We start from the raw sequence: 16,342 nt of genomic DNA, 5'->3' as shown, positions 1-16,342 counted from the left end.
CGGGGGCGAGCGACCAGCTCAGGTGCGCGACACCAGGGCCTCGACCGTGGCACGGGCCCCCTGGTCGTGCAGCGAGTCCAGCGCGGCCGTGTACGCGGCGGTGAACCGCTCGTCGTCGACGAGGTCGCCGAACACCTCGCGGTCACGCAGGAACGCCAGCGGGTCGTCCCGCTGCGCGAGCGCGGCCCGGTGCAGCCGGTCGGCGAGGCGGTCCACGATCTCGATGGGCTCGCCGGCCTCGTCCACGCCCTCGTCGTAGCGGGCCCAGGACGCGACGACGAGCGCCGCGTGCTCGATCGGCCCGCCGTTCGCGAGGTGGTACCGGACCACGGGCAGCAGCCACTTCGGGATGCGGTCCGACGACTCCGCGCACAGCCGGGCCAGGGTGTCGGCCACGTGCGGGTTCGCGAAGCGCTCGATCAGCGTGCGCTTGTACAGGTCAAGGTCGATCCCGGGCACGGGCTCCAGGGTGGGTGTGCCCTCGGCGTCCATGTAGCCGAGCAGGAACCGGGCGAACACGTCCTGCCCCGCCACCTCGTGCGCGTACCGGTGCCCCGAGAGGTAGCCCACGTAGCACAGCGCCTGGTGGCTCGCGTTGAGCAGGCGTAGCTTCATCAGCTCGTAGGGTTCGACGTCGGACACCACCTGTACGCCGGCGTCCTCGAACGGTGGCCGGCCCGCCGGGAACGTGTCCTCCAGCGCCCACTGCTCGAACGGCTCGGCCACCACGGGCCAGGCGTCCTCGATGCCGAAGCGCTCGACGATCATGGCCCGGTCGGCGTCGGTCGTCACCGGCGTGATCCGGTCGACCATGGAGCTCGGGAAGGCGACGTTGTCCTCGATCCAGGTCGCCAGCTCCGCATTCTTGGCACGGGCGAACGTGGTGAACGCGCGCCGGGCGACCTCGCCGTTGCCCTGGATGTTGTCGCAGCTCATCACGGTGAACGGTGGCACGCCCCGGTCCCTGCGGCGGCGCAGCGCCTCGGTGACCAGCCCGAACGTCGTCGCCGGGACGGCGCCGTCGGCGAGGTCCGCGGCGACGGCCGGGTCGTCCAGGTCGAACTCGCCCGTGACGTGGTGGATGTTGTACCCGCCCTCGGTGACCGTGAGCGAGACGATGCGCACCTCGGGCGAGGCCATCTTCTCGAGCACGGCCTCGGGGTCGTCGGGCGCCAGCAGGTACTCCTTGATCGACCCGATCACGCGCGCCTCCAGTCGCCCGTCCGGGTGCTTGAGCACCATGGTGTAGAGGCCGTCCTGCGCGGCCAGCGCGTCCCGCATCCGGGCGTCGCCGGGGAGCACGCCGACCCCGCAGACCGCCCAGTCCATGGCTTTGCCCTGTGCCATGAGCCGGTCGAGGTACATCGCCTGGTGAGCCCGGTGGAATCCACCCACACCCAGATGGACGATCCCGGTGGTCAGGGTGGTGCGGTCGTAGGTGGGAACGGTCAGCTCCGCACCGTCCGGCGCGGACGCCACCAGGCTGCCCACGGTCGCTTCGTCGAGTGCCGTCATCGTGCTCCTCCGCCGCCCTTCAGACTCCGTTGAACGTCCGGCCAGATTAACAGATGAGCAACCTCGCGGTCACAGATGAGCGGGATAGAATCTGACGTTGACGTCAGGGGCATGTCAGGGGCAAGGGAGGGATGGTGCGCGACATGGAGCACCCGGTGATGCGGATCGGCGAGCTCGCCCGGCGGGGCGGGGTCAGCGTGCGGGCACTGCGCTACTACGAGGAGCAGGGCCTGCTCACCGCGCAGCGCTCCCCCGCGGGTCAGCGCTACTACGCGGAGGACGCCGTGGACCGGGTCCGGCTGATCCAGCTGCTGTACGGCGCCGGGCTCAACAGCAGGACGGTCAGCGACATCATGCCGTGCATGGACTCGGGCATGGCCTCGACCGACATGCTCGAGCTCCTCGCGGCCGAGCGCGACCGGATCGACGAACGGCTGCGCGAGCTGGCCGAGACGCGCGATCGGCTCACGACGGTCATCGAGCTGAGCCACGCCACGCGTCTGGCACGCACAGCCCATGCGGGCGGCTGAACCCCGCATCGCACGGCCGGGCACCGCACGGCCGGCTCACCCGCCGACCGCCTCCGCGTAGCGCCGGGACAGTGCCGCCAGGTGGTCGACCAGACCCTGCGGCTCCCGCACCGTGAAGTCGAGGCCGAGCATGCCGATCCATACGGCCACCGTCTCCAGGCTGTCCCCGCCGGTAACCAGCACGCTCGTCCGTTCGTCGACCGGCTCGACGGTGCCGACCGCCGGGTTGATCCGGTCGAGCACCTCGGCGGCCGGCGCGTGCACCAGGATCCGGGCGTGCACCGCCCAGCCCGTGCGGGCCACCTCCCGCACCACGAGCTCGGTCAGGTCGACGGGCGGGTCGGCCGGCACGAACCGTCGTCCGCCCGGCGTGCGGAGCTCCAGCCAGTCCACCCGGAACGGCAGCCACTCCCCCGAGCCGACGTCCCGCCCGACGAGGTACCACCGGCGCTGCCAGGCGACGAGCCGGGCCGGCTCCACCTCGCGCGACTCCTCGCGGTACCAGCAGCGCAGGCCCTGGTGGTCGCGGATCGCCGCGGCCAGCTCGGTGAGCAGCCCGGGGTCGACGGCGGGGTCGGCCACGTTGCTGTCCGTGTTCACGGGCCCGGCGCTCGTGGCGTCGCGGAGCGCGGCCACCTGGCGGCGCAGCCGGTCGGGCAGCACGTGCTCCAGCTTGCCGAGGGCGCGGGCGCTGCTCTCCTCGATCCCGGACACGGCGGTCGCGGCCCGCAGCCCGACCGCGATGGCGACCGCCTCGTCGTCGTCGAGCACGAGCGGGGGCAGCTTGCCGCCTACGCCCAGGCGATAGCGCCCACCCGGCCCGCGGACGCCGTCGACCGGGTAGCCCAGGTCGCGTAGGCGGGCGACGTCGTTGCGCACGGTGCGGTCGGTGACGTCGAGCCGTTCCGCGAGCGCCGCTCCCGACCACTCGGCGCGGGACTGCAGCAGGCCCAGGAGGGCGAGCAGGCGCCCCGCCGTCGTCGTCATGGTGGCTCCTCGCGAGGCTCCGCAAACTCTTCGGACACGGCTCAGAATAGAGGAAAGAAGCGTTCCTGAATCCTCCATAGAGTCGAAGACATGGAGACCACGGAGCAGACAGCAGCCACCACCACCGACACGATCCACCCGTTCCGCATCGAGATCCCGCAGGCCGACCTCGACGACCTCGCCGACCGCCTCGCCCGCACCCGGTTCGCCCCGCCCGCACCCGGCGACTCCTGGGAGTACGGCACCCCCGAGTCGTACCTGCGCGACGCCGTCGAGCACTGGCGCACCGCGTTCGACTGGCGGGCCGTCGAGGAGCGCGCCAACGCGTTCCCGCAGTTCCGCACGGAGATCGAGGGGCAGACCGTGCACTTCCTGCACGTCCGGTCGGCCGAGCCGGACGCGCGCGCCCTGGTCCTCACCCACACCTACCCGGGCTCGTTCCTCGACTTCCTCGACCTGATCGGCCCGCTCACCGACCCGGTGGCGCACGGCGGGCGCGCCGAGGACGCCTTCCACGTCGTGGTGCCGTCGATCCCCGGGTTCGGCTTCAGCACCCCGCTGAGCGAGCCGGCCGACGGCGGGAGCTGGACCATGGCCCGCGTCGCCCGCACCTGGGACACGCTGATGCGGCGGCTCGGCTACGAGTCCTACGGCACGCACGGCAGCGACGCCGGCACGATGATCGGCCGGGAGCTCGCAGTGCTCGACCCCGAGGGCTTTCTCGGTGCCCACCTGCTGCAGCTCTTCTCGTTCCCGTCGGGCGCGGAGGGTGAGATGGACGGGTTCGGCCCCCAGGAGTTCGCCGCGCTGGAGCACCTGCAGTGGTTCCAGAGCGTGGGCGGGTACAACGCGATGAACGCCTCCCGCCCGCAGACGGTGGCCGCCGGGCTCAGCGACTCGCCGGTCGGCCAGCTCGCCTACAGCGAGCTGTTCGAGAACTTCGGCAAGGGCACGAGCCTGGTCTCCCTCGACCAGGTGCTCGCGCAGGTCAGCCTCTACTGGTTCACCAACACCTCCGCCACGGCGGTGCGCTACCACTACACCGAGCAGCGTTCCGGTGCCGAACCCGTGGTGAGCACGGGCCGGATCGGGGTGGCCGTCTTCGCCGACGACTTCCAGACCATCCGGTCGCTGGCCGAGCGCGACAATGCGCGCATCGAGCACTGGGCCGAGTACCCGAGGGGCGGCCACTTCGCGGCCATGGAGGTGCCGGAGCTGGTGGTCCAGGACCTGCGCATCTTCTTCGCCGGGCACTGAGGTTCGCCGGGCACTGAGGTTCGCCGGGCACTGAGGCGACGCGCTTCCCCGCCGGCGGGGAAGCGCGTCGTCAGGCAGTGCCAGGTGACAGCCCGGTGCTGCCGGGTGTCAGTGGTCCTCGCCCTCGCCCTCGTGCTCGTGCTCGTCCTCGTGCTCGTCCTCGTGCTCGTGCGTGTGCGGCTCGCCGCCCGTCACACCGTTCAGCTCGTTCGGCGTCACGCCGAGCTCGGCCGTCTTCCACACCTCACCGGACTCGACATCGACCGCGTGGATCGAGTCGGTCGCCGGGTCGGTGACGTACACGGAGCCGTCCAGGGCGAGGATCGCCGGACGCGGCTCCTGCCACTCGACCGGCTCCTCCCACTCGTCGATCACCGGGATCGACTTCGTCACCTTCGCCGACTCGGGGTCGATCACGTGGACCTGACCGTCCGTGCCGAGCACCAGGGCCTCGCCGTCGTCGCCGCGGGCGAGCGAGCGGAACGTGTACGACGACGGCAGCTCGACCAGCTCGAGCTTCCCGTCGCGGGTGTCGATCAGCGAGACCTGCGTGGGCCGCTCCAGCTCGGCGTCCTCGTCGGTCTTGTAGTCGCCCAGCACGACCGGGGACGCCTCGGTGCCTGCCTGGTTACCGATGCGGCCATAGCCGTCCGGCGAGTCCACCTTGGTGATCTTGCCGTCGGTGTAGAGCAGGGCGCCGTCCTGGCAGCCGATCAGCACGGCCTCGTCGGCGGCGACCGCCTCACCGTGCACGCCGGGGCAGTCGTCGGACGCCGCGATCTCCTCGCCGTCGCCGTCGAGCACGCGGATGCCGTTCGCTCCCTCCTCCGTGCCCTCCGAGACCACCAGGGTGTCGTCGGTCAGCTCGACCGCCACCCCGTGGTGGGCCGACGGCGTCGTGTGCTCCCGCGCCGCGGCGTCGGTGTCGGCCACGTGCTCCGAGTCGACGATGCGGACCAGGCCGGTGCCGTCGTCGAACAGCGCCGTGCGGCCCTCGTGGACCACGACGTGACCCGGCTTGGCCGCCTCGTAGGCCACGTCGGTGAGCGTCGGCTCGGCGATCCAGTAGTGGGCGTGGTCGCCGTGCGCCTCGGCCCAGCTGCCGAGGTCGAGCGCGCGGAACTCACCGGCGGTGGAGACCATCAGGTGACGCTCGTCGCCGGCGGGGTTGAGCCGGTTGAAGCCCTCCAGCTCGATGTCGCCGACCGTCTCGAGGCTCATCGCGTCGAGCACCCGCACGCCGCCCTCGTAGGTGACCGCGATGCGGGGAGTACGCGCCTGGGCCTCGGTGGCCTCCGGCGCTTCGTGCTCCTCGGTGCCCGCCGAGGCGGACTCAGAACCGGAGGCGGCGCCGTCGTCGGCCGCACAAGCGCTCAGCAGGAGCAGGGAGAGAGCGGCGCCGAGGCCCGCCGCGGTGCGCGTGGTGTGGTTTCTCATCGTTGGTCGGGTGGTCCGGTCGGGACCGCCCGCTCCTTCCATCTAGAATGACAATCATTCTCGTTACCGAGGAAGAGTGAACCAGAGATGAGAACGATTCTCAAACAAGGGTCAACACTGGGGAGGCCGGCGCGAGAACTCAGGGACCGGCCCGCTCACCCGTGTCGTGCCGGGACAAGAACTCGACGACCCGGGCAGTGACCTGGTCCGGGACCTGGCCCCGCACATCGTGGCCGGTCCCTGGGTACACCTGGACCTCGGCGTCCGGCAGGTGCTCAGCGAGGCGCCGCTGCGCCGCGACCGGGTCCGAGACCACCGACGCACCTCCGTAGACCGCCAGGAGCGGCGGGGAGAACGATGCCAGCTCGGCGTCCTTGAGCGGCCGAGCCCAGCCGGCCACGAGCCGGTACCCCTGGCCCGCCTTCGCGTTCGCCCGTTCCACGTCGGTCATCGTGACGCCGGGCGTGAGCCATTCGGCCATCTTCCGCCAGCCCTCGTCCGTCCTGTCCGCACCGAACCTGACCATCCTCGCCAGAGCGCGCCACGGGGTCCTCGTGATCACACCGTTGGGCTCGATCAGGGTCACGCTCGCCACACGGTCCGCCGCGTGCAGGCCCGCCAGGGTCGCGTGCCAGGCTCCCGACGACTCCCCCAGCACGTGCACACGATCCAGCCCGAGCCCCTCGAGCACGTCCGCGAACCAGACACCGTAGTCGGCGTCGCCGACCAGCGGGGCGGTCTGCACGCTGCGCCCGGGTGCCCCGATCGTGTCGAGCGCGAGGACGGCACGGTCCCGAGCCAGCCCCGCCACGACGGAGTGCCAGTGCAGACTGCAGCCGAGCACGCCGGCCAGCAGGACGAGCGGCAGCCCGTCGCCGGAGCCCGACCGGCGCACATGCGTCGACCCGAACGAGGTCGGCACGTCGGCCAGCACCGCCGGTAGCGGCCAGAGCTCCGCCATCGCCTCGTAGGTGCGCAGGTAGGCCTCTCGCGCCTGGTCGCTCCTGAACCTTCCGACCCGAGCCATCCGAGCTCCCTTCGTTGGTGATATGACCGTATCACTTATGATGGTGTACACGTACCATAAAAGCGGCCGGAAGATTCGTGACACGAGGAGAGCGGGAACACATGCCGAAGTTGGCCGACCACGATCAGCGGCGGACCCAGATCACGAGCGCCGCGCGTCGGGTCATCGCCCGGGACGGACTGGGGGCGGCCACCTTCCAGTCGGTCGCCGCCGAGGCAGGCATCTCGGTGCGGCTGGTGCAGTACTACTTCGGCACCAAGCGACAGTTCCTGCTCGCCACCCACCAGGCGGTGGTCGCCGACGCCGGCGCGCGCTTCACGAGGCGGCTCAGCACCCTCGCTGCCGACCCCGCCCCGCGCGAGGTCGTACGCGCGATCCTCACCGAGCTGCTGCCGGCGGACACCGACCGGCGGCAGGACACGATCGTCCTGAACTCGTTCCATGCCGCGGCGCTCACCAGCTCCGACGTCGACGCCGAGGACACCCTGGGCGCGCCGCGGTTCCTCGCCAAGACCATTGCGGAGCAGCTGCGACGGGTCCGCGGAGACTCCGCGCCGGCCGCCGTGCACGCGGCGGAGCTCGACGCCGAGCTGATCGTGGCCGGCGCGAGCGGTCTGGCCCAGACGCTCCTGATCGACAGGGGTTCCGAGCAGCGCACCGACGAGCTGCTCGACCGCCTCATCGACCGGATGCTCGACGCCTAAGCCATCGAGTAGGCGACGTAGAAGGCCCCCGCCACGAGCGCAGTGCCACCGATCGCGAGCGTGGTCGGCAGTGCACCTCGGACGCGGCGGACGAGCATGACGGCCACCAGCACCACCCCGGCCGCGCCGATCAGCGACCAGTACACCGGGCTCGTCGACTCCCGGACGACCGTGAGCCCGTAGATGCTCTCGCCGATGCCGATACCGGCGAGCAGCGCCGCGCCGAGCGCCGCCCGGACGCCGGTGGACCGCAGCCACGACGCCGCGACCCCGACGAACGGGCCGACCACGATGCCGACGGCGGAGAAGAACAGCGGGTCGTACCAGAAGCCCCGCAGCTGGGACGCGACCGCGTAGCCGAGAACGAGCAGCACGAAGCTGACGGCACCCAGCGCCGCGGCCTGCCCCCCGCGCGCACGGGACCAGAACACGAGCAGGGCGGTGATCACCGTCCAGCCGCTGGCCGAGTTCGCGAAGGACCGGAGCTCGTCCGGCAGGAACCCCTGCGCCCAGGAGGTCAGCCCGCCCAGCAGAACACTCAGGAGTACGACGGCCGCGATGCGCAGCGACCAGCGGAAGGTGCGCGCAAGAGCCGGTGACATCTGGGTGCTGAGTACCGTGGTCATGCCGTTGAACCTAATGATCCGACACGGGCGGCACATCGACCCCAGGACGGACCGACGTCGTACCCAGGGTGGACAGCGGCACCCGTGGCCGCCCTCAGAGTGCCGCCCTCGCCGACGCGTCGATCCTGCCGGACCGGGCGCGGCGGCTCCGGCAGCACCGACAGGTACTCGTGGCCGGTCGGTGACACGGTGGCCACCGCATGCCGGCCGCCCGCGGCCGGATGATCCGGCGGCAGCACCTCCTGCGACCAGCCAGGTGCTTGCTTGGCGTGGTTGCAGCGCACGCACAGGCCCTGCCCGTTGCTCAGGCTCGTCGACCCGCCCTCACCGTGCGGAACGACGTGGTCGGCGTGCCGCACCGGCGCATCGCAGTACCGGGTGGCACATACGCCCTGCTGCCGGGCCCGCAGTAGATCCACGATGCCGTCCGGAAAGAACCGCGATGTGCTGGTCGTGGCGAGCAACCGCCCCTGAGGGTCCACGTAGATCGCACGCAGCCATGCGGCATCCGCATCGACTCCTGCCGCGACGAGCTCGCGCGCCACCTCCGCGGGCACCGTGCCGGCACCGGCGGCAGCGCCCTCGAGCAGCACACTCGGCGCCGATCCGCCGGCGACCAGCGTCTCGTCCGAGACCAGCAGGTTCACCGCGACCGGCACCTGATCGGCCTTGTCCCTGCCGGTGACCCGCTCGATCAGGGTGTCGGCCATGATCTGCCCACCGGACCGCTCGTCACCGGCGCCCTTTGCGGCATCGGCGTGGGCCTTGAGCTGGGCGTAGGCCTGGATGCCCTGCTTCATGGGGACGAGCGGCGTCAGGTGCACCATGAGGTCCGGCGCCGGGCGCACGCTCACGCAGCGCTCACTCTCCGCCTTGGCCAGGCGCTTCACGCACGCGTGCACATCCAGCCTCGACGCCAGCTCCTTGACGCTCGCGGTGAGCCGCTTGCCGCCCAGACCGTCCAGCGAGCGCAGGTCGCCGCACACCAGCTCGTCGATCAGCGCGCGGTGCTCCGCGCTCAGGTGCGAGGTCTCTCGCACCAGGATCCTCGCCCGCCACTCGCTCAACGCACCGACACGCAGCGCCTCGAAGGTGCACGGCATCTGCTGCACCCACACCCGAGCGGCACCCAGGAACGCGGCACCGGCGTTCGGTGACTGCTCTATCGCGGCCCCGACCTGCGACGGCACACCCCGCCCCCGGCGCTCCTTGCGGATGCCCTGCTCCTTCTCCGCTGCCCTGGTCGCCTCGTCCAGCGCCACGGCGACCCGAGCCTGGACGGCTGCGGCCGTGTGCTTGACCTTCTCCACCTCGCCCAGCAGGTCCACCCAGGCCGCCAGCGTCTCCCCTGGCACCAGTGCCGCCGTGTCGGTGGCTCCGGGCAGAATCCCCTCAGCGAGCACCGCGCGCAGCCGAGCAACCGTGCCGGCGTCGAGCACCGGACGACCGCCCTCGGGCAGCGGTACCGAGGCGGGCGTCCCGCCTGAGTCCACCGCATCCATCATCTGCGTCATGGCATCATTCTATCGAACGCCAGTACGCATTGCAGTGCCTGATCAAGATCTGTGGACAACCACGCGGCTCAGCGGTCGGTCGAGCAATCACCGGCCGGAGCGCGGGTCACCGACCGGCTGCCGAAGGATCGTCCGCTGCTTTTCCGGCGCGACGCGGCGGGTGTCGCTGAGGTAGATCTCGTGATGCTTGCCGACCATGTGGAGGCCGTTGCCGGGGATGAACTCGTCGTGCATTCGCGCGAGCACATCGGCCTCGTCGTCGAAGGCGCCGACGTGCAGCGTCTGGACGCAGCGGCCCTCGGACAGCGGTTCCAGGCGGAGGCCGTCCAGCCGGGGCGGGCGGCTCTTCGCCCTGACCTGCTCGACGGCGGCGGCGAACATGTCCCCGTCGATCCAGTCGGGCTGCATGATCATCAGGGTCCAGTCCCACCGCGACTTGTCCCGCGCCGCGGTGAAGGAGTCCATGTCGTCGGCCCACCACTGACCCTCCAGCGGCATGACGACGAAGTCGCGCCCGAGGCCGCGCTTGCTCGCGAACTTCAGCGCGTACGCCACGGGATAGAGCGTCTCGACCGCCTCGGCGAAGACCGGCGAGGTGTTCGGGTTCCCGTGCCCGTCGATCATGAGGTACTGCAGGTCGGGGACGTCGAGCACCCGGAACTGGCCCACCTTTGCACGGTAGGCGTCGAGACTCTTCTTGAGATCGACCTTGTCGGACATTCGACACCTGGGCTCCGCCGGTGAGCCGCGACCTTCCCGTCTCCTGGGGCTCGACTGGTCCTAGGGCCTGTTTGGGATTGGGTCAGCGTCGGCTGACCCAATCCAGGACGTCGTCGGCGATGATGTTCGGCGCGGCGGCGGTGGTCTTGGCGTCCTCGCCCGTGTCGGGGTCGTAGCGGTGCAGCTCGTAGCCACCGAACGTGCCGACCTTCTTTGAGATCGAGAAGAACCAGTCGGCGTCGTCGATGTCCGGGTGAACCACGATGAAGGTGTTGTTGCTGGTGTTCAGCTCCGTGACCAGGTCGATCAGGTCGCCTCGGGTCGGGTCTTTGAGGTAAGCGCCACCCTCGGCGTCGGCATAGAACGTCACGCGCCCAGGATGCCAGCGATCACGTGGCCCTCACGAGCGCGCGGACCCAGTCGTCGATCACTGCGACCGTCACGGTGGTCTCATAGCGCACGGCGAGCTTGTCGAACCTCGTTGAGACTGCCCGCCAGCGTTTGAGCCGGTTGAACATGCACTCCACCGCGTGCCGCTTCTTGTAGTCCTCGTAGTCGACCTTCGGTGGCCGCCCACCCGCCGAGCCCTTCTTCAGACGGTGGGCGGCGTGGTCCTTCTTGTCCGGGATCGTCGCGCGGATCCCGCGTCGGCGCAGCAGCCGACGATTCGCGGCCGAGGCGTAGGCCTTGTCACCACGGACCCGGTCCGGACGAGTGCGCGGCCGCCCCACCCCACCAGGACGCGCCACGCGGACCTGGTCGAGCACAGGCTTGAACTGCGGGCTGTCACCGCGCTGCCCGGCCGTGACGACCATGCCCATCAGCTTCTGCCCCTGCTCGGCGGCGGCGTGGACCTTCGTCGTCCACCCGCCGCGGGACTTGCCCAGCGCGTGATCGGCCGGCTCCTTGCTGGCCGGGCCGTGCGGCGGCTGGACCTGCGCGTCGCCGTCCCGGCGGGCGCCGGCCGCGTGCTGGTGGGCGCGAGCGATCGTGGAATCGATGTTCAGGTCCCAGTCGATCAACCCGGCCCTGTCAGCCTGGGTGCGTAACCGGTCAGCGAGCAGGGCCCAGGACCCGTCCAGCTGCCAGACCCGGAACCTTGAGTAGACGCTCTGCCACGGCCCGTAGGCGTCCTCGGGCACGTCCCGCCACGGACAACCAGTACGGATCCGGAACCTGATCGCGTCGATCTGACGGCGCAAGGCCCGCGACCTACGGCCGCGGACCTTGACGGGCAGCAACGGCTCCAGCACCGCCCACATCTCGTCGGACAGGTCATGGCGTCCCGCATCACTCACGACCCCGCATCATGGCGAACCTGCAGGTCAGGACACCAATCCCAAACAGGCCCTAGTGAACCATCCGGTAGAAGGCAGGGAGCGCCTGCATCCGGTTGCGCCGCAGAGTTCCTCGCACGACGCGGTGGAAGCTCGGCCTCAGCAGCTGGCCGAGCAGGAAGCGCGGGGCGCGGAGGGCAGCCGCACATAGTTCACCAACCCGAAGCGCGACCCACCAGTGGTCGGGCGCAGGGCGGTCGAGTTGTCCACGCCAAGCTTCGAGGTGTACCAGTCCTCACGGGTGTGCTCGAGCTCAGCGACTATCTCGAGCGCGAGCACCGAGCCGGGCGCCTCCCGGAACAGCGTCCCCTGCCGGCTACTCCCGCACGGTGGTCAGGACCCTTTTCGCCTGACTCCCCGACGCACGGTCCCGCAACGACAGATGACGCGGGACATCAACGATGTCCCGCGTCATCACCCGGTGGAGCTGGGGGGACTCGAACCCCCGACCCCCTGCATGCCATGCAGGTGCGCTACCAGCTGCGCCACAGCCCCAAGGTGTTCGCCCAGGTGGGCGAGCGCCGTCAGTCTAGACCGATTCGGCCGCTGGGACCAAAGCGGCCGACTCGTGCCCGACGTCGCCGACCAGGGCGAACCCTCCCCGGTCACACCGCCGCGATGAGTCCTCCCGTCGCGGCACGCGCCCGGTCGAGCCGGCTCGCCACGTCGGACCAGTTGGCCAGGTTCCAGAACGCCTTGACGTAGTCGGCCTTGACGTTGAGGTAGTCGAGGTAGAACGCGTGCTCCCACATGTCGAGCATCAGCAGCGGGGTGACGCCGAGCGGCACGTTCGCCTGCTGGTCGAACAGCTGGAACACCAGCAGCCGCTCGCCGAGGCTGTCCCAGCCGAGCACCGCCCAGCCGGAGCCCTGGATCCCGGTGGCCGCCGCGGCGAAGTGGGCCTGGAACGCCGCGAAACCGCCGAACTGGTCGGTGATCGCGGCCGCGAGCTCGCCGTCCGGCTCGCCGCCGCCGTCGGGCGAGAGGTTGTGCCAGAAGACCGTGTGGTTGGTGTGGCCGCCCAGGTTGAAGGCGAGGTTCTTCTCGTGCAGGTTCACCGCGGCGAGGTCGCCGCTCTCGCGAGCCGCGGCCAACGCGTCGAGCGCGGCGTTCGCTCCGGCCACGTACGTCGCGTGGTGCTTGTCGTGGTGCAGCTCCATGATCCGCCCACTGATGTGCGGCTCGAGCGCCGCGTAGTCGTAAGGCAGGTCAGGCAGGGTGTAGACGGGCATTGGTTGTCCTCTCATCGAATGCTTCCGACGCTAGAACCTCAACCAGGGTTGAGGTCAATGAACGTCACGAGGCGAGACGGTGATCGTCGACACACCGCCCGGCGAGGCCTGGCGCCGCGCGACCCGGCTCGCCGTCGTGGCATTCATGGATCCGTAGTCCACGCTCCCCCGGCACCACATCGACTCGCAACTTCCGGTCCCGCCCGTAGTCACCGTCGGCCAGGGCGCGGTACCGGATCGGCGCCTCCGCGCCGAGTCCGGCGATCCGCTCGCGCAGCCGCTCCACCTCCTCGTCGAACGCGTCCCATCCGGGCCGGTCGACGCCGGCCACGAGGTGCGGTCGGAGCGGCTCCATGCCCGTGTACCAGGCGGTCCCGTGCAGGAAGGGAAAGAACAGCTCCTCGAGCTCGCCGTTGAGACCGCGCGGCTCGAACGACTCGCCCCGGTCCCCCGCCGTGACGACCGCGAGCACCCTTCGGCCGACCAGGCCGCCGTCGCCGTACTTGCGTGGCAGTCCGGCGTCGTCCTGCAGGCCGAACGCGAACCCGTTGACGAAGACCCGGTCGAACCAGCCCTTGAGCATGGCAGGCATGCCGTGCCACCACATCGGGAACAGCAGCACGAGCAGGTCGGCCCGGCGCACCTTGTCCTGCTCGGCGACGACGTCTGGCGCGAGCGCACCGGCGTCGAACGCGTGCCTCGACCGCACCGAGACGGTCTCCGACTCGCGCACGACGTCGCCGTAGTCGGCCAGGCGCACCGCCGGGTCCCAGTCCATGGCATAGAGGTCGGAGACCTCCACGGAGTGGCCGCAAGCCTCCAGCGCGGCGCGCGCCACGCGAGCCAGCTCGGCGGTCAGCGAGCGAGAGCTGGGATGAGCGGTGACCACCAGGGCGTGCATGGGCTTCTCCTTCGACGACGAGTGGTACGTCCTCCACGCTAGAAAAGCCGGTACCGTTCGCACAAGTACGCACATTGCTGACACATACTGACGATCGAGATAGTATGAGCCGATGACCAGCACTGCCGAGACCATGCGCTCCCCCGTCCAGCGAGCCATCGAGGTCTGCCCCGTCGAGGTGTCGATGGCCGTGCTCGGCGGAGCGTGGAAGCTGAGCACCGTCAAGTACCTGCTCGAACACACGCACCGGTTCGGCGAGCTGCAGCGACGCCTCGGCACAGTGACCCCGCGCACCCTGACGCGCGTGCTCCGCGACCTCGAGGCCGACGGCATCGTCGTGCGCACCGTCTACGCGGAGGTGCCGCCCCGGGTCGAGTACTCCCTCACCGACCTCGGCCGGTCCCTGGACCAGGTGGTCGGGTGGCTCAACGCCTGGGGGGACGCGTACCCGCGGTCCGTCGACTGAGACGTGGACCGGGTCACGCTCCGGCCGGACGCTCGCACCGGTACACGACGTGCTGCCCGTCGTCGAGCGGGCTGTCCGGCTCCATGTGCCCGGCGGCGATGCGGGTGAAGCCCGCTGAACGGAGCGCGCCCCACGACGCGACGTTGCTCTCCGACACGGGGACGATGATCGCCGGGGCCTGCGCGTGGTCCCGCCAGCACACCTCGATGAACTCCTGGATCAGCCGGCTGCCGAGGCCGTGGCCGACCATTGCCGGCTCTCCGATGAAGTAGTCGATGGTCAGCGCGCCAGGCGGCACGTCGACGAGCTCGATGAGCTCCGTGAAACCGTCGGGGTAGTCGTGGATTCGGCAGCGCTGCACGAACCCGACAGCCGTGCCGCCGCACTCGACGATGAAGTCCTCCGACGGCTCCGTACCGTCGATGCTGCCCGCGAAGTCGCGCTCGACCGCCGCGTCGCTCGTGTCGTGCGCCCAGTAGCGAGCGACGTGCTCGTGGCGGAGCCACTCCTGGATCTGCTGGAGGTCGCCGCGTCGCGTCCGGCGGAACCCCAGCTCAGGCAGCACCCGGCACCGGTGTCTGCTGGTACAGCGCGAGCCGCCACGCGTCGCCCTGCCGGGTGTAGACGCTCGACATCAGCGCGACGAACGCGGGCTCGTCGCCGTCGCGGTAGGCACGGCCCGTGTAGACGAGGATCGCGTCGCGGGGACCGAGCTCGATCAGCCGCTCATCCGTGATCTCGTACGTCCGCCAGGGCGGCGCGGCGTCGAGTGAGGCCACGACGGCCCGCCGGTCGAAGACCTCACCGTGGGCCAGGACCATGACGCCGTCCTCGGTCATGACCGACCCGTAGAAGTCCGCACCCGTGCCGTCGCACAGGGACTGCCACCCCTGGTGCTCAAGGTCCAGCAGCTCGTCGGCGTCCACGGCTCCGCTCCCCTCGTCCGCTGTGGACGATAGGCACGACGGATCGCGCCGGTCAACCGAACGCGGGTCGACCGGGACCTGCGCCCACCGGAGCCGCTGGACCAGGGCAGTTCACTCCTGGATGAGCGCGATGACGTTGCCCGCCGGGTCGGCGATCCAGCCGATCGTCGGGCCCTTGTTCGGGTCCGTGCTGCGCGCTACGCCGCGCTCGTCCTGCTCGAAATCGGGGTACCGGATCAGGCTCACCCCCGCCGCGTCCAGCTGCGTCACCGCCTCGTCGATGTCCGGCACGACAAGGTTGAGCATGGTGTACGACGCCGGCACGTGCGCCTCGCCCTTGGGGTAGACGAACACCGTCGAGCCTTCGGTCAGGTCGATGTCGAGGCCACCCATGGCGTTCTCGCGCGCGGGCAGGCCAAGGGTGTCGCGATAGAAGCGGAGAGCGGCGTCGGCGTCGTCCACCGAGAAGCCGCTGAAGCTGCGGAGCGTGGTGACCATCGTGGGTTCCTTCCGTCGGAGCGGTCATACGACCGACTCCCGGACCCGCCAGAACTCATCGAAACGAACAAGGACGCGCGGTCAGGCGTCGTCGAGCCGCTCGTGCACCTGCTTCTGCAGGCTGCGATAGACGATCTGGCTGCGAAAGCTGACCACCTCGCGTCGTTGGCTGAGGCGGTCGATGAGAAACGCGTGCAGGTGGTCGAGGTCCTGAGCGGTCACGTGGACGAGGAAGTCCTCGTCACCGGCGACGACGTAGACGGCGACGACCTCGGGCAGCTTGATCAGGGCGGCCTTGAAGGAGTCGATCACCTCGCGCTTGAGCGGCCGCAGCCGGGTCGAGACGAATGCCTCGACCTCCCGGTTGAGGGCTGACGGGTTGATCTCGGCGTGGTAGCCCCGGATCACGTCCCGCGCCCGGAGGAGCCGCACCCGCTCCAGGCAGGTCGACGGCGCGATACCGAGGCGGCGAGCCAGCTCTCGGTTGGTCTGCCGCGCATCACGTTGCAGTTCCTGCACGATCGCCGAATCAAGTTCGTCCATGGCGACGAGTTTAGCCACCGTGCCGAATGAAGTTCATGGACCGGCCCGTTGATCTGCGCATCTGCCTACGCTCTCCGAGCCTTACCAGCCATTTGGTCGCCGATCAGCATCGAGGACAGAAC

Annotated in this window: 19 protein-coding genes and 1 tRNA gene; 4 read left to right on the top strand and 16 right to left on the bottom strand. The window is 70.2% G+C overall.

What is annotated here, in order from left to right; translation table 11 throughout:
• Nucleotides 1–18 precede the first annotated feature (18 nt).
• A complete protein-coding gene (locus tag ACFSL2_RS23980; RefSeq protein ID WP_377200241.1) occupies nt 19–1,515 on the bottom strand; it encodes a mannitol dehydrogenase family protein in 1,497 nt (498 codons plus the stop codon).
• A 143-nt stretch (nt 1,516–1,658) separates the two neighbouring features.
• On the opposite strand from ACFSL2_RS23980, the gene ACFSL2_RS23975 reads away from it, so the two are divergent.
• Nucleotides 1,659–2,045 (top strand): MerR family transcriptional regulator, encoded by a 387-nt coding sequence (locus ACFSL2_RS23975; RefSeq protein WP_377200240.1) that lies wholly within the window; start codon nt 1,659–1,661, stop codon nt 2,043–2,045.
• Nucleotides 2,046–2,081: 36 nt separating this feature from the next.
• Here ACFSL2_RS23975 and ACFSL2_RS23970 read toward each other — a convergent pair whose 3' ends face one another.
• Nucleotides 2,082–3,032 carry a helix-turn-helix transcriptional regulator gene (locus tag ACFSL2_RS23970; protein WP_377200239.1) on the bottom strand — a complete coding sequence of 317 codons (951 nt, stop codon included), beginning with the start codon at nt 3,030–3,032 and terminating at the stop codon, nt 2,082–2,084.
• 90 nt (nt 3,033–3,122) lie between these two features.
• Here ACFSL2_RS23970 and ACFSL2_RS23965 point away from each other — a divergent pair, with 90 nt between their 5' ends.
• On the top strand, nt 3,123–4,289 hold the full coding sequence (locus ACFSL2_RS23965; protein ID WP_377200238.1) for an epoxide hydrolase family protein: 1,167 nt from the start codon (nt 3,123–3,125) through the stop codon (nt 4,287–4,289).
• A 108-nt stretch (nt 4,290–4,397) separates the two neighbouring features.
• Here ACFSL2_RS23965 and aztD read toward each other — a convergent pair whose 3' ends face one another.
• Nucleotides 4,398–5,726, bottom strand: a complete 1,329-nt coding sequence (gene aztD, locus ACFSL2_RS23960) for a zinc metallochaperone AztD (RefSeq protein ID WP_377200237.1) — start codon at nt 5,724–5,726, stop codon at nt 4,398–4,400.
• A gap of 139 nt (nt 5,727–5,865) precedes the next feature.
• Nucleotides 5,866–6,753: an alpha/beta fold hydrolase gene (locus tag ACFSL2_RS23955; RefSeq protein WP_377200236.1), complete on the bottom strand. Its 888-nt coding sequence runs from the start codon at nt 6,751–6,753 to the stop codon at nt 5,866–5,868.
• A gap of 101 nt (nt 6,754–6,854) precedes the next feature.
• Here ACFSL2_RS23955 and ACFSL2_RS23950 point away from each other — a divergent pair, with 101 nt between their 5' ends.
• Entirely contained in the window at nt 6,855–7,457 is a 603-nt protein-coding gene (locus ACFSL2_RS23950; protein ID WP_377200235.1) for a TetR/AcrR family transcriptional regulator, read from the top strand.
• On the opposite strand, the gene ACFSL2_RS23945 is transcribed toward ACFSL2_RS23950, so the two are convergent.
• From ACFSL2_RS23945 to ACFSL2_RS23910, 8 genes are all read right to left on the bottom strand, one after another.
• Complete coding sequence (locus ACFSL2_RS23945) at nt 7,454–8,083, bottom strand: DUF6518 family protein (RefSeq protein WP_377200234.1); 630 nt, start codon at nt 8,081–8,083, stop codon at nt 7,454–7,456. The genes ACFSL2_RS23950 and ACFSL2_RS23945 overlap by 4 nt on opposite strands.
• Nucleotides 8,080–9,597, bottom strand: coding sequence for an HNH endonuclease (locus tag ACFSL2_RS23940; protein ID WP_377200233.1), 1,518 nt, complete (start codon nt 9,595–9,597; stop codon nt 8,080–8,082). Before ACFSL2_RS23940 ends, ACFSL2_RS23945 begins: the two co-directional genes overlap by 4 nt.
• Nucleotides 9,598–9,684: 87 nt before the next feature.
• On the bottom strand, nt 9,685–10,317 hold the full coding sequence (locus tag ACFSL2_RS23935; RefSeq protein WP_377200232.1) for a GyrI-like domain-containing protein: 633 nt from the start codon (nt 10,315–10,317) through the stop codon (nt 9,685–9,687).
• 82 nt (nt 10,318–10,399) lie between these two features.
• Nucleotides 10,400–10,687, bottom strand: coding sequence for a hypothetical protein (locus tag ACFSL2_RS23930; protein ID WP_377200231.1), 288 nt, complete (start codon nt 10,685–10,687; stop codon nt 10,400–10,402).
• Between the two features lie 19 nt (nt 10,688–10,706).
• On the bottom strand, nt 10,707–11,615 hold the full coding sequence (locus ACFSL2_RS23925) for an IS5 family transposase (RefSeq protein ID WP_377196429.1): 909 nt from the start codon (nt 11,613–11,615) through the stop codon (nt 10,707–10,709).
• A gap of 461 nt (nt 11,616–12,076) precedes the next feature.
• Nucleotides 12,077–12,149, bottom strand: a tRNA-Ala gene (locus ACFSL2_RS23920).
• 110 nt (nt 12,150–12,259) lie between these two features.
• Nucleotides 12,260–12,886, bottom strand: a complete 627-nt coding sequence (locus ACFSL2_RS23915; protein WP_377200230.1) for a superoxide dismutase — start codon at nt 12,884–12,886, stop codon at nt 12,260–12,262.
• A 64-nt stretch (nt 12,887–12,950) separates the two neighbouring features.
• Nucleotides 12,951–13,787: an NAD(P)H-dependent oxidoreductase gene (locus tag ACFSL2_RS23910; RefSeq protein ID WP_377200229.1), complete on the bottom strand. Its 837-nt coding sequence runs from the start codon at nt 13,785–13,787 to the stop codon at nt 12,951–12,953.
• 112 nt (nt 13,788–13,899) lie between these two features.
• Between ACFSL2_RS23910 and ACFSL2_RS23905 the strand changes: the two genes are divergently transcribed.
• Entirely contained in the window at nt 13,900–14,253 is a 354-nt protein-coding gene (locus ACFSL2_RS23905) for a winged helix-turn-helix transcriptional regulator (RefSeq protein WP_377200228.1), read from the top strand.
• 13 nt (nt 14,254–14,266) lie between these two features.
• On the opposite strand, the gene ACFSL2_RS23900 is transcribed toward ACFSL2_RS23905, so the two are convergent.
• The 4 genes from ACFSL2_RS23900 to ACFSL2_RS23885 all read right to left on the bottom strand — a co-directional run bounded on the left by ACFSL2_RS23900 (nt 14,267) and on the right by ACFSL2_RS23885 (nt 16,220).
• A complete protein-coding gene (locus ACFSL2_RS23900) occupies nt 14,267–14,818 on the bottom strand; it encodes a GNAT family N-acetyltransferase (RefSeq protein ID WP_377200227.1) in 552 nt (183 codons plus the stop codon).
• Nucleotides 14,808–15,179, bottom strand: coding sequence for a nuclear transport factor 2 family protein (locus ACFSL2_RS23895; RefSeq protein ID WP_377200226.1), 372 nt, complete (start codon nt 15,177–15,179; stop codon nt 14,808–14,810). Before ACFSL2_RS23895 ends, ACFSL2_RS23900 begins: the two co-directional genes overlap by 11 nt.
• A gap of 111 nt (nt 15,180–15,290) precedes the next feature.
• A complete protein-coding gene (locus tag ACFSL2_RS23890; RefSeq protein ID WP_377200225.1) occupies nt 15,291–15,677 on the bottom strand; it encodes a VOC family protein in 387 nt (128 codons plus the stop codon).
• A gap of 81 nt (nt 15,678–15,758) precedes the next feature.
• Complete coding sequence (locus ACFSL2_RS23885) at nt 15,759–16,220, bottom strand: Lrp/AsnC family transcriptional regulator (RefSeq protein WP_377200224.1); 462 nt, start codon at nt 16,218–16,220, stop codon at nt 15,759–15,761.
• Between the last annotated feature and the right edge of the window lie 122 nt (nt 16,221–16,342).

Source organism: Promicromonospora aerolata (genome assembly GCF_042682255.1).
Taxonomy (GTDB): domain Bacteria; phylum Actinomycetota; class Actinomycetes; order Actinomycetales; family Cellulomonadaceae; genus Promicromonospora; species Promicromonospora aerolata.
Note: the sequence above shows the minus strand (reverse complement) of the source record. Positions and strands in the feature narration are given on the sequence as shown.